We start from the raw sequence: 12,450 nt of genomic DNA, 5'->3' as shown, positions 1-12,450 counted from the left end.
AAGTAAACAATGAAGCTTGTTTTTGATAAAGGAGGAAATCAAAATGAAAGTAAAAGGCATCATTCCGGCGTTACTAACCCCCTTAACAGTTCAACAGAAAGTTAATGAACCTGTATTGCGTCAGCTAGCAAACTCGCTTATTGATGCAGGAGTACACGGGCTCTTTGCTTTAGGTACAAACGGTGAATTTCATTTATTAACAGAAGAAGAGAAATTGAAAATTGCTGAAGTGCTTGTAGAAGAAGTAAATGGAAGAGTTCCTGTTATTGTAGGGACAGGAGGGAATAGCACAGAAGAAGTGATTTCTTTATCTAACAAGATGGAGAGGTTAGGAGTTGATGCTATTTCTATCATTACCCCTTACTTTGTTACTCCAACGCAAGAAGAGGTAATGGTTCATTTTCAAAAAATAGCCTCTTCAACTTCTCTACCTATTCTTTTATATAACATTCCTTCAAAAACAGGGATGAGCTTAGATCCGCAAACAGTGGCAACTTTAGCTAAGGTTGACAATATTATCGGAATTAAAGATAGCAGTGGAAACTTCGAAAATATTAAACAGTACATTTATGAAACAAAGGAAAAAGACTTTAGCGTATTAGCAGGTACAGATTCTCTTATTCTCAAAACGTTACAAGAAGGCGGAGTTGGAGCAATAGCAGCAACCGCAAATATGATACCCGAAATAGTTGTTGATATTTACAACAAGTGGTCCCAAGGTAATGTCGACAAAGCAGAGGAAGCTCAACAAAAGTTACAGCCTTTACGTGATACCTTTCAATATGGGACATTACCAGCAGCTTTAAAAAAGGCTGTAGAACTTTCTGGCCTTCCGGTCGGACCACCGAAGTTCCCTGTTCAACCGATTTCAGGAATGGAACTTGCTCATATTCAGAAGATGGTTGAGGGCTATAAAAAACAAAGTGTAAGTGAATGATAGAAGAGAAAGAGGGCGAGTAGATGACAAACTTATATCAATTTCAAACAGCTGATCATATTATTTCCGGCGCTGATAGTCTCAAAAATATAGGAGATTATCTTCATCTTTTAGATAGAGAGCTTCACAGAGCGTTAATTGTGACACAGCCAACGATGAAACGCTTGGGTTTTGTTGAGCAAGTGAAGAATGACTTAGCCAAACATGGGATCGAATCAGATATAAACATTGACGTTCTTCCAGAACCTACGCTTCAAAATATCGAAGACGTTTTCGAATCTATAAAACATCAACAATATGATTTATTAATTGGTCTTGGGGGAGGAAGCGTTCTTGATGCAGTTAAAATCCTCTCTGTTCTAGCAACAAATAAACAATCCCTTAAAGATATATTAGGAACGGATTTAGTGAAGAAACCAGGAATTCCAACATTTTTAATTCCGTCCACTTCAGGAACAGGTTCTGAAGTAACGCCAAATGCCATTGTAACTATTCCTGATGAAGAACTAAAGATAGGTGTAGTCAGTAAGCATCTTCTTCCGAACCTTGTTTTTCTTGATCCTATTTTAACGCTTAGTTTGCCTCGGCCAATTACGGCTGCAACAGGGATGGATGCGTTCACACATTCGCTTGAGTCATTTATCTCAAATAAAGCAAATCTAATTAGTGACATGGTAGCACTTGAATCTATTCGTCTTATCTCAGCTAGCATTGTTGAAGCATATCAAAATGGTTCTTCTATTGAAGCGCGTGAGAAAATGCTTCTTGGTTCAATGTACGGAGGAATGGCTTTAACAAGCGCAGGAACAGCAGCAGTTCATGCCCTAGCTTATCCGTTAGGAGGCAAATTTAAAATTCCACACGGTGTTGCGAACTCTATGCTCCTTCCACACGTCATGAAATTTAATATGGAAGCAATTGAAGAACGTCTCTCTCTAGTAGCTGAACCAATGGGAATTGACACAAGAGAGTTAACCGTAAGAGAAGCAGCAGAAAAAGTGGTTGAAAAAATTGTGGAATGGACTAACCTGTTAGAAATTCCACAAAATCTTAAAGAGTATGGAGTAACGGAAGAAGACGTTTCTTCATTAGCGGTTTCGGCTTCAAAAGTAACGCGTCTTTTAAATAACAATCCAAAAGAGCTAAGCTTAGAAGATATGGAAACGATTTACCGCAAGCTACTTGTTTAAAGTAAAGGTGATGATGATTGATGAGAATATCCGTAATTTCTGATGATTTAACTGGAGCAAGTGATTGCGGAGGTCAGCTAGTCCGATATGGGCTTGATGTATCTGTTGTTTTACAAAAATATCATGAAAAAGTTCAAGAAAATCAAGCTGTTATCTTTAATACAGATAGTCGTGCTTTAGCTGAAAATGAAGCCTATAAAAGAGTGAAAAAAGTAGCAAAGTGGGTTCAAAAGCAACCGTTTGATATTGTATACAAAAAAATTGATTCCACAATGAGAGGGAACGTAGGGCAAGAAATCAATGCTGTTGCGGATGTTTTTCGTCCTGATTTTGTGTTAATTTCACCTGCTTTTCCTAAAGCAGGACGTCAAGTTGTAGATGGTATTCACTTTCTTCATCAAAAGGAGCTTCACGAAACAGAAGTAGCGAATGATCCTAAAACTCCTGTAAGAGAGTCGGAAATTGCACATTTAATTGAACAACAAGCCAAACGAAAGGTTGGTCACCTTTTTTATAAAGACTTGCGGATCGGCCGTGAAAATGTGTGTAAGAAGCTTGCTCAATTTAAAGAACAAGGAATTTCATATATAACAGTTGATGCTATTGAAGAAAGAGATTTAAACTCTCTTGTCACAGCCGTTGCTCAAACAGATCTTTCTGTTGTATGGGTCGGATCAACAGGGCTTATTAACTACTTGCCACCTCTTTACGGATTACAAAAAAAAAGAGAGCAGCTTCAGCTTACTTATAATGAGAATCCAGTTTTATTCGTTGTAGGAAGCGTAAGTAAAGTTGGTAGAAACCAGCTTCACACACTCCAAGCTAGAACAAACACAGTAGGGTTAGAAATAAATCCAAAAAATATTCTAGAGACAAAGGAAGGATTGAGAAAAGAAATTCATCGCATTCTAACTGAAGCTGGCGAAGCTTTTAAATGCGGGAAAAATGTTGCATTGTTCTCGTCTGCAAAAGTGAAAGAAACACAAGAAATGGGAAGGAAATACGGTTATAGTGCTGTTAGGTTAAGCAACAAAATTTCAGCTATGCTTGGAGACGTTTCGCGTAAACTTATAGAAGTTTACGATCTTAAGAACCTCTTTCTTACAGGAGGAGATACAGCTCAGCAAGTATTAGAAAGGTTAAACGCAAACTCCTTTCAGCTTATTGATGAGGTGGAAGCTGGGATTCCACTCGGCAAGCTTGATAATCAAGAGATTTTTGCTGTTACAAAAGCAGGAAGCTTTGGAACTGAACTAGCAATGGTGAAATCACTTTATAAACTGCAAGGAAAAAAAGCGATCGTTTAGATGTTTTAAATCATAAAACGGTTTAAAATTTGAAGCTTGAGGAGGCTATTATGAAACCTATTATTGGAATTACGATGGGAGATGGAGCAGGGGTAGGACCTGAAGTTATCGTTAAAGCACTTGCTCATTCTTCTGTTTATGAAATGTGTGACCCGGTTGTTATTGGCGATGCAAAAATATTGAAAAGAGCCGCAGGGTTGCTGGAGTCTTCTGCAGAGATACGTGAGATTCACGATGTTAAGGAAGGGAAATTTATTCATGGTGTGATAAATTGCCTTAGTCTTGATCTTCTTCCAGAGAACTTACCATTCGGGAAAGTTTCACCTGAGGCAGGAAGCGCTGCATTCAAATTTATTGAAAAAGCCATTCATCTAGCCAAAGAGAAAGCGATTCACGCCATCTGCACAGCACCGTTAAATAAAGAAGCGCTTCATAAAGGTGGTTATTCGTATCCTGGTCACACTGAAATTTTGGCAGAACTGACAGATACAAAAAGCTACTCCATGATGTTGTCATCCCCAAAATTAAAAGTGATTCACCTTACAACTCACGTTGGATTAAGAAAAGCGATTGATTTAATTAACCCGGAAAGAACGTACACAGTGGTGAAATTAGCGCATGAAACATTACGCAGAGCTGGGTACAGTGCTCCAAAGATCGCTGTTTGCGGGATTAATCCTCATGCTGGAGAAAATGGCCTCTTTGGTGAAGGAGAAGAGGAAGAAAAGCTTGTTCCTGCTATTGAAAAAGCAGTGAACGAAGGAATGAATGTTACAGGACCATATCCGGCTGATACACTCTTTTTCCGAGCGGTTCGAGGAGATTTTGATATTGTTATTGCTTGCTATCATGATCAGGGGCATGTGCCGATCAAAGTGTTAGGACTTGAAGAAGGAGTTAATATTACAGTTGGGTTAAACGGGGGAATTATCCGAACGTCAGTTGATCATGGGACAGCTTTTGACATTGCAGGAACTGGGGTTGTTGATGAACGTAGTATGCTGACAGCTATTGCTTCAGCAGCGGAATTAGCTCCAAAAGAAGCAATGAAATAACATAAGGAAGTGAAGGTTTTTAAGGCCTTCTCCTTTAGAATTATATATGTAAGCGTTATCTTTTGTGGGATAGGCAGAATTGCGAAGTGATTTATAAAACAAGGATCTAAAAGCGAGGAAAGATCCTTATAGGGGGATGCGGAGGATGGAAACGTTAAATCCGGGGAGTTTAACTTTTGTACTAGTAGTTATTGTCGTATATATATTATTTACAACATGGCTAACAATGAGGCTGAGAAGTAAATCGAGTGCTGAATTCAACAATGCAGCAAAATCACTGCCAGCGATTGTTGTTGGAATTCTATTAATGTCAGAGTTCATTGGAACAAAGTCTACAGTAGGGACGGCAGAATCATCATTTACAAATGGAATTGCTTCTTCTTGGTCACTGATTACTGTAACAATTGCCTTTTTCCTTTTTTCTTTCTTTCTTGTAAATAAATTTTACGGAACTGGAAAGTATACAATTTCAGGAATTATTGAACAAAAGTTTGGAAAGTCAACAAAAATGGTAGTATCCATTATTATGATTATAGCCCTTCTTCTTGTAAATCTAGGAAACTATTTAAGCGGTTCAGCAGCTATTGCTTCTATATTAGGATTACCGCTTATGACTTGCGCTATTATTACAGCAGTTGTCAGTACCTTTTATTTCACTTTTGGAGGAATGAAAGGTGTAGCATGGGTTACCATTCTACACTCGCTCGTTAAATATGCGGGAATCATGATCACAGTAGGGGTAGCCATTTACTTATGCGGTGGATTTAAGCCTGTAGCAGCAGAGCTTCCAACACACTATTTTACATGGGATGGAACAATTGGTGGTGCAACGATTTTTGCTTGGCTTATTGGAAATATGGGTGCTATTTTTTCCACACAGTTTATCATTCAAGCGATCACTTCATCCAAAAGTGCAAAAGAAGCGAAAAGATCAAGTTTGTATGCTGCCTTGTTATGCTTACCATTAGCGATTGCGATTGGGATTATCGGAGTTTGTGCCCGCTATTTGTATCCGAATATTGACCCTATCTATGCTTTTCCAGTATTTTTAGAACATATGAATCCTGTCTTAACAGCTATTGTAGCAACATCTTTAGTCGCTTCTATTTTTGTAGGAGTATCAACTGTTGCGCTTGCAACAACAACGTTAATTATCGATGACTTTTATGCTCCAAAAGCAAAACCATCTCCTGAAAAACTTATGAAAGTGACGCGTATTGCTTCTATTGCGGTTGGTTTTGTACCTTTAATTGGGGTTGTATTAGCTCCAGAATTGCTAAGCTTGTCATTTTTCACACGTGCATTAAGAACATCTATTGCTGTGGTAGCTGCTATGGGATTTTATCTCCCTTTCTTCAGTACAAATCGAGGGGCAACGATTGGACTTGGTTTGTCAGGTGTATTAACTTCCGTATGGTACTTACTTGGAGATCCATACGGCATTGATAATATGTATATTGCTGTTATCACACCATTTATTGTGATGGTGATTGATCGCTATATCAGAGGAAATAAAAAACAAAAGATATCTGAAAGTTCAGAATTTAAAGATGCAAAAGTGTAAACAAATCAAAAGGAGTGTTAAAATATGAGCAATCAAACAGCCATTATTTCAGATGGAAAATTAAAAGAAGTAACAGAAGGATTAAAAAGAACAGAAGCATATTTACCTTCTGATTGCATTCAAAATCACGCAGCAAACTTGCTTGTTTTAGACAATGGAGATCTACTATGCACATGGTTTGCAGGAACGCAAGAAGGAATTCCAGACATTCATATTTATATGTCTCGGTTAAAAAAAGGAGAAAGTTCATGGAGCAAAGCAGTTAAAGTATCAGATGATCCAACTCGTTCAGAACAAAATCCTGTGTTATTCAAAGCTCCAGACGAGAAGGTATGGTTATTGTATACAGCACAAAAGTCAGGAAATCAAGATACAGCTATTGTACGCTACCGCATCTCAGAAGATAATGGGCATTCGTTTGGGCCTATTAAAACGCTATTTGATCAAGAAGGGACGTTTATTCGTCAGCCAATTGTTGTGTTGGATAATGGTGAATGGCTTCTTCCTGTGTTTTATTGTCATACAACGAAAGGGAGGAAGTGGACAGGGCATAGAGATACAAGTGCTGTGAAAATTTCAAAAGATGAAGGGAACACATGGGAAGAATATGAAGTACCAAACAGTACAGGGTGTGTTCATATGAATATTGAGAAGCTTGATGATGGAACGCTTTTAGCCCTATTCCGGAGTAGATGGGCAGATTATATTTACAGCAGCTATTCAACTGATAATGGAAAAACATGGAGTGATCCTAAGCCAACAGAACTACCAAACAACAATTCTTCAATTCAGTTTACAAAATTAGCGAATGGCCATTTAGCACTTGTTTTCAACAAGATGAATGCCGAAAATTGCACTGAACGAAGAGCATCTCTTTACGACGATATTGAGGATGAAGAAAATGAAGAAAATGTAGTAGCAGAAGCGGTAGAGGATAGTGGAGAGAGAGAAGCGTTCTGGGGAGCCCCTCGTGCTCCGATGACGGTTGCCATTTCAGAAGACAACGGTGTGTCGTGGCCTTTTGTGAAAGATATTGAAATTGGAGATGGCTATGCGATGACGAATAATTCAAAGGATAAGCTTAACAGAGAATATTCTTATCCATCGATTAAGCAAGGTAGTGATGGAAACCTTCATATTGCGTTTACGTATTTTAGGCAAACGATCAAGTATGTTCAACTTACTGAAGAAGAAATTAAACGATAAGTGGAGGAACTTGCAATGCTGCTAGAAAATAAGATAGCGATTGTAACAGGAGCGAGTCGTGGAATTGGGAAGTCCATTGCTTTAACGCTTGCTAAACAAGGAGCTTCTCTTATTATTCATGGAACAAATGTTGAACTTCTTGAGAATTTGGCCGATGAAATCCGAACATTAGGAAGAGAGTGTATTGTAAAAGCGGGAGACGTAGCAGATCCACATGTAGCTCGTGAAGTTGTCGAAGTAGCTATTCATACGTTTGGTCGAATAGATATTTTAGTCAATAATGCAGGGATGAATATAAGAACATCTACGCTCGAAATGGAACTTGAAGATTGGAAGCGAGTGCTTGACGTAAACTTAAATGGTACACTCTATTTCTGCAAAGAGGTTTTACCTCATATGATTAAACAAAACGGAGGAAAAATTGTAAACGTTAGCTCGACAACGGCAAAAACAGCGCATAAAAATGCGGCACCGTCTTACGGAGCGTCCAAAGCAGCGGTAAACTATTTAACGATGCACCTTGCGTTAGAAATGTCGCCGTACAATATTTATGTTAATGCCGTATGTCCAGGTCCTGTTGAGACAGATATGAGCAGTCAATGGACAGAGGAATATCGTCAATCTGTAACAGGGCGCATTCCACTTCGAAAATTAGGGAAACCGCAAAATGTGGCAGATAGCGTATTGTTTCTAGTTTCAGATATGGCTGATTTTATTACAGGGGAGACTATTAATATTAACGGTGGGACGTATATGAATTAGAGAAGAAAAAGGAGACTAGAATTCTAGTCTCCTTTTTTGGATGTTTATTATTTAATGCGCTTTAAAATTATAAAGCGGTTTAATTACTTCTTCAATGGTAAGCGAGTCTTTTGTATGCTCGATAATTTCTTCCATGGACTTATATGCCATTGGACTTTCATCTAGCGTAGATTCCGCAACAGATGTTGACCATACATCCTTCATTGTTGATTTATAGTCTTCAAAAGGCACGACTTGTTTTGCTTCCGTACGCGACATCAGTCTTCCAGCGCCGTGAGGACCAGAGTAGTTCCAGTCTGGATTTCCTTTTCCATACGCAAGTATACTTCCGTCACGCATATTCATTGGCACAATTACTTTTTCATCCCTTTGAGCGGAAATCGCTCCTTTTCTGAGAATCCTATTGTCCATATCAATATAGTTATGAATCGTATCGAATCGCTCGTTGATGTTCCACTTCATATAATGAACGATCTCCTCAATCATAGCGCGACGGTTGTAAAGAGCATAGTTTTGGGCAATCTTCATATCATGCATATAATCTTCAAATCCTTGACCTTCTAGGTAAGCGAGTGCTTTTTTTATGTTTGGGGTCGCGACTGATTTTAAAGCATCTTGAATTTCAGCATATCTGCCTTCTTCTTTTAGTTTCTCAACAAGCTCTCTTTTCTGTTCGCTTAAATCTGTTAATCTTTCATATGCTAGATTTTGATAGTGATCGGCGATTTGTCTTCCGAGATTGCGGGAGCCAGAGTGAATTACAAGATAAACATCACCATGTTTACTTTGGTTCAGCTCAATAAAATGATTACCTCCGCCTAACGTTCCGATGCTGTATTTTGCTCGATGAACATTAATCGGAGCTCGTACTTCATCATATGGAATCACATTTGATAAAGCGTGTGGGTTATGACGCATCGCAAAGCCGCTTGGAACGTGCTTGCGGACCACTTCATCTAATTGATCATAAGATATTTGCTCTGCTGTTACATTCAACTTGGCAACGGCCATTCCACAACCAATGTCAACCCCAACTAAATTAGGAACAATTTTATCTCCAATTGTCATTGTTGTTCCAATTGTGCATCCAGCACCTGCATGAGTATCAGGCATAATGCGAATTTTATTATCTTTCACAAATTCCTGATCACAAAGTTCTATAATTTGTTCTCTTGCTTTGTTGTCTAAGTTCGTAGTAAATACTTTTGCTTTGTTGTACTTTCCCCTTAGTTCAATCATCTTTTTCTCCTTTGAATGTCTTATTAAGAGATTACTATATATTGGTATATTTTTCATCTTTTATTTTTATGAAAAATTAATTTTTTTATTGCAAATGACTATTATTTTTAAGGAGAAAAGGGCAGAGATGTCACGAATATGACAAAGATAAAAGGATACTTGTATGATAAGATAAAAGAGGTAAATATCATGAGTAATTGAAGTATAATGGAGATGATTAGTGTGACCTGGTTTTTTATAATTTCATTAGTTGTAATTAGTTTAGTTAAAATAATAATTGCATGTCCGCCAAACTTTGTTGCAGAACGGCTTGTAGGAAAGTTCGAGCTTCATCCAAAGCTTGAAGAAAAAGATGTGACAATTCGTGTAGGGGAAAGTCAAATAGAAGGGCAAGACAAAAATGAGGTTCTTCGCTCGTTTAACGAAGCCGTTTTTTTAAATCGCTATGATCTCTTTCCTAAAACAAACGGTACGCCTCTTGTGATTGAGATGAAAAAAGGAAGCAAGGATGTTAAATTTCTAGTTTATCGCTATAACGATCATGTAGACGTTTTTAAGCAATATAAGAAAAGTACTGTTGCTTATCGTCTTCTTTCAGATTGCTTACAAGAACCAAGTAGAGTAGAAGCTGCGTATTAAATAAAAAAGACGTTCAATATTATCTTGAACGTCTTTTTTTGTATTAAAGCTAAGTTTGATGTTCATCTTTTTCATTATTCGTTAGGTTTATGAGAGAAAGAAGGTCTTAAAACCATTTCCTTCTAGCCTTCCTTTTTTAAATTTTCTCTTTATATGTTAAAATGTAATTATAAGGAAATGAGGGTCTGTTGATTACAGTAGGCATGAACGTCGAAAAGAGAGAGAAAGAATTCGTTATTCAATGGGGATTAGCTACAATTCATATTCCGCTAGAAGACATTATAGAAGTAACGGAAGATGAGACATATGGTGGGAAAGAAAAACAAGCAGTACGTATTGGAATGCCATACGGAACAACAGATCGAATGGTCATTAAAACAGTGAAACAGAACTATATCCTATTTACAACAAACAAATATAAAATATTAGATATTATCAATAAATAAAAAAGAAAGCTAGTGAAAGGGTAGTCTTTCACTTTACTATCTCATAAATATCCGGAATACTCTGTTAAATCTACAAAAACAAACTAAACCTTGGAGGAATAATAATGGCAACAATCGAAGATTTTTCAAACTTAGATATTCGTGTTGGTACGGTTATTAAAGCAGAACCATTTCTAGAAGCTCGAAAGCCAGCAATTAAATTAGAAATTGATTTTGGTGAAATAGGAATTAAACGCTCTTCAGCTCAAATTACAAAAAGATACGAACCAGAAACGCTAATAAATCAACAAGTAATTGCTGTTGTTAATTTTCCTCCTATGCGCATTGCTGGTTTTAAATCAGAGGTACTTGTTATAGGTGGCGTACCTGAGGAAGGTGATGTTGTTTTATTAAAGCCAGAGCAACCTGTGAAAAACGGTACGCCCATTGCTTGAGCATTAAAAAATATATTTCTATGGGAATCGAAACAAAATAGCTTTCAAAAAACCTGCACCTTTGCTTACAAGCAGGTTTTTTCGCTTATCCCTTAAACTGTAGCGCTTGTATATTCAGCTCACTATGAATTTTCAAACACACAGTGAGAAAAGAAAAATTTCAAGAGCTAAAACACTTAGCGTTCCCGCTACTATGAAAATCATTTTCTTTTGAATGATATTCTCATGTTTTTCAACTTTACATACAGAAGTGCTTAACGTAACTCTAGATGGGTTAATCATAGTAATCATTGAAGAACTTACATTTTGAGTACAGGCTGCTAAAAGAGGTGTGGATCCAATTTCAGCAGCTGTTTGGGTTTGAAGCTTAATAAACATTGTATTTGAAGCTGTATTACTTCCTGTTAGAAACCCGCCGACAGCTCCAATAAAAGGAGAAAGGTAAATGAAATATGCTCCAAATGAATAAGCAGCAAAGTTTGAAAGAATATGGATCATTCCGGATGTGGCCATGATTTCTGCAATGAAGATAAATAAAAATGTTGTAAGAATAACTGGAAAGCATTTTTGAACACTTAATTTTAAACTATCTAGGATGTTTGGTATAGAGAGTTTAAAAAGAATGGTTGCGAAAATACAACTTAAAATAAGAAAGAAACCGGGAGAATATAACAATGGAAGCTCGAAATCGTAGTTTTCCATTTTAATATTAAAGGTATTATTTAAATTTTCTTTAAAACTAGGAATCATTCTAGAAGTGAGAAGAACAAACGTTAATAAAAGATAAGGGCTTATATTTTTAATGAATGTTAACTTTTCTGTAGAAGAAATATCAGGTGTTTTATTTCGTATTTTAATGAGTGTAAACACAACAATTATTGTAATAAGTGAGCCGAATAAGCCTGCAAGTTCAACACTTATATACTTATTGCATAATAAAATACTACTGCTGAGAACTAAGCTGACAAAAATAATTTCGGGTAGTCTTTTTAGAACTTCCCTTTTTCCGGCGGCAATTGTACATACTAAGATAGCAAAATAGATATAAAGGGGAAAAGACATCAAGGCACTTCCTACACCAAGCATATCTAAATCAACATTGCTTAGCTCAGCACCGATAATCGTTCCTAAAGCTAGTGTTCCCCAAGGTATTGCGCATAAGCTAATTAAAGATAGGAGAGCAGCTTGAATACCATTAAAACCTAAAGCAAGAAGAATAGGGGCTATCACAATAATAGCTAGACCAAACCCGCTAACAGATTCTATTAGAGGAGATAGTCCTAGTGATAAAATCAATACTTGGTAAATTCGGTCGTTTGTTGATAGAGAGATAAAGGATGCGATTTTTTTAATAGCTCCCGCTTTTTCCATGAGATGAAAAAGTAAAATACCAAAGAATAAAATATAGAGAATCATAAAGGTTGTAAAAGAAGTTTTAACCATAGGATGTAGTAACGCTGTTGTACTCTTATGAAAGAATGGAGAATGGGCAAGCAGAGCTGTTAGAATAAGAGTGAACATTCCTGTGAAAATAGAAGACTTTTTGAAAAAGAAAAGAAGCGACAAGATACTAAAAAGGGGAAGAAAAGATAAAAAAGTCTCGATCATAACAACACTTCCTATCTGTTTTTTTATACTATAGAATAAAATATTACACTATAGTATAATTAA

Annotated in this window: 12 protein-coding genes; 10 read left to right on the top strand and 2 right to left on the bottom strand. The window is 36.9% G+C overall.

The window, feature by feature from the left end; all coding sequences use genetic code 11:
• Positions 1–43: 43 nt before the first annotated feature.
• The 7 genes from dapA to BM012_RS15750 all read left to right on the top strand — a co-directional run bounded on the left by dapA (position 44) and on the right by BM012_RS15750 (position 8,021).
• Positions 44–937, top strand: coding sequence for a 4-hydroxy-tetrahydrodipicolinate synthase (gene dapA / locus BM012_RS15780; RefSeq protein ID WP_061805611.1), 894 nt, complete (start codon positions 44–46; stop codon positions 935–937).
• A gap of 23 nt (positions 938–960) precedes the next feature.
• The gene (locus BM012_RS15775) at positions 961–2,127 is read left to right on the top strand and encodes an iron-containing alcohol dehydrogenase (RefSeq protein ID WP_061805612.1); all 1,167 of its coding nucleotides are present in this window, start codon (positions 961–963) and stop codon (positions 2,125–2,127) included.
• Between the two features lie 20 nt (positions 2,128–2,147).
• Positions 2,148–3,434, top strand: a complete 1,287-nt coding sequence (locus tag BM012_RS15770) for a four-carbon acid sugar kinase family protein (protein WP_061805613.1) — start codon at positions 2,148–2,150, stop codon at positions 3,432–3,434.
• Between the two features lie 50 nt (positions 3,435–3,484).
• On the top strand, positions 3,485–4,489 hold the full coding sequence (gene pdxA / locus BM012_RS15765) for a 4-hydroxythreonine-4-phosphate dehydrogenase PdxA (protein WP_061805614.1): 1,005 nt from the start codon (positions 3,485–3,487) through the stop codon (positions 4,487–4,489).
• Positions 4,490–4,634: 145 nt separating this feature from the next.
• Positions 4,635–6,053 carry a sodium:solute symporter family protein gene (locus BM012_RS15760; protein WP_061805615.1) on the top strand — a complete coding sequence of 473 codons (1,419 nt, stop codon included), beginning with the start codon at positions 4,635–4,637 and terminating at the stop codon, positions 6,051–6,053.
• 24 nt (positions 6,054–6,077) lie between these two features.
• On the top strand, positions 6,078–7,259 hold the full coding sequence (locus BM012_RS15755) for a sialidase family protein (RefSeq protein WP_061805616.1): 1,182 nt from the start codon (positions 6,078–6,080) through the stop codon (positions 7,257–7,259).
• Positions 7,260–7,274: 15 nt separating this feature from the next.
• Complete coding sequence (locus tag BM012_RS15750) at positions 7,275–8,021, top strand: SDR family NAD(P)-dependent oxidoreductase (protein ID WP_061805617.1); 747 nt, start codon at positions 7,275–7,277, stop codon at positions 8,019–8,021.
• Positions 8,022–8,072: 51 nt separating this feature from the next.
• On the opposite strand, the gene BM012_RS15745 is transcribed toward BM012_RS15750, so the two are convergent.
• On the bottom strand, positions 8,073–9,260 hold the full coding sequence (locus BM012_RS15745) for an RtcB family protein (protein ID WP_061805618.1): 1,188 nt from the start codon (positions 9,258–9,260) through the stop codon (positions 8,073–8,075).
• Positions 9,261–9,482: 222 nt separating this feature from the next.
• On the opposite strand from BM012_RS15745, the gene BM012_RS15740 reads away from it, so the two are divergent.
• The 3 genes from BM012_RS15740 (at position 9,483) to csaA (ending at position 10,779) form a co-directional block, all read left to right on the top strand.
• On the top strand, positions 9,483–9,899 hold the full coding sequence (locus tag BM012_RS15740) for a YfmQ family protein (protein ID WP_061805619.1): 417 nt from the start codon (positions 9,483–9,485) through the stop codon (positions 9,897–9,899).
• A gap of 203 nt (positions 9,900–10,102) precedes the next feature.
• Entirely contained in the window at positions 10,103–10,345 is a 243-nt protein-coding gene (locus BM012_RS15735; RefSeq protein ID WP_061805718.1) for a SunI/YnzG family protein, read from the top strand.
• Between the two features lie 104 nt (positions 10,346–10,449).
• Positions 10,450–10,779 carry a chaperone CsaA gene (gene csaA, locus BM012_RS15730; protein ID WP_061805620.1) on the top strand — a complete coding sequence of 110 codons (330 nt, stop codon included), beginning with the start codon at positions 10,450–10,452 and terminating at the stop codon, positions 10,777–10,779.
• Positions 10,780–10,911: 132 nt separating this feature from the next.
• On the opposite strand, the gene BM012_RS15725 is transcribed toward csaA, so the two are convergent.
• Entirely contained in the window at positions 10,912–12,387 is a 1,476-nt protein-coding gene (locus BM012_RS15725; RefSeq protein WP_061805621.1) for an L-lactate permease, read from the bottom strand.
• Between the last annotated feature and the right edge of the window lie 63 nt (positions 12,388–12,450).

The organism is Priestia endophytica DSM 13796, assembly GCF_900115845.1.
GTDB classification, from domain to species: Bacteria; Bacillota; Bacilli; order Bacillales; family Bacillaceae_H; genus Bacillus_I; species Bacillus_I endophytica.
The sequence above is the reverse complement of the archived record's forward strand: the minus strand, read 5'-3'. Positions and strand labels throughout refer to the sequence as shown.

Excerpts from the sequence above, each read along its gene's own strand:
- BM012_RS15750 (WP_061805617.1), top strand. The coding sequence starts at position 7,275 with ATGCTGCTAGAAAATAAGATAGCGATTGTAACAGGAGCGAGTCGTGGA.
- dapA (WP_061805611.1), top strand. The coding sequence starts at position 44 with ATGAAAGTAAAAGGCATCATTCCGGCGTTACTAACCCCCTTAACAGTT.
- BM012_RS15745 (WP_061805618.1), bottom strand. The coding sequence starts at position 9,260 with ATGATTGAACTAAGGGGAAAGTACAACAAAGCAAAAGTATTTACTACG.
- pdxA (WP_061805614.1), top strand. The coding sequence starts at position 3,485 with ATGAAACCTATTATTGGAATTACGATGGGAGATGGAGCAGGGGTAGGA.
- BM012_RS15775 (WP_061805612.1), top strand. The coding sequence starts at position 961 with ATGACAAACTTATATCAATTTCAAACAGCTGATCATATTATTTCCGGC.
- csaA (WP_061805620.1), top strand. The coding sequence starts at position 10,450 with ATGGCAACAATCGAAGATTTTTCAAACTTAGATATTCGTGTTGGTACG.
- BM012_RS15770 (WP_061805613.1), top strand. The coding sequence starts at position 2,148 with ATGAGAATATCCGTAATTTCTGATGATTTAACTGGAGCAAGTGATTGC.
- BM012_RS15735 (WP_061805718.1), top strand. The coding sequence starts at position 10,103 with ATGAACGTCGAAAAGAGAGAGAAAGAATTCGTTATTCAATGGGGATTA.
- BM012_RS15725 (WP_061805621.1), bottom strand. The coding sequence starts at position 12,387 with ATGATCGAGACTTTTTTATCTTTTCTTCCCCTTTTTAGTATCTTGTCG.
- BM012_RS15760 (WP_061805615.1), top strand. The coding sequence starts at position 4,635 with ATGGAAACGTTAAATCCGGGGAGTTTAACTTTTGTACTAGTAGTTATT.
- BM012_RS15755 (WP_061805616.1), top strand. The coding sequence starts at position 6,078 with ATGAGCAATCAAACAGCCATTATTTCAGATGGAAAATTAAAAGAAGTA.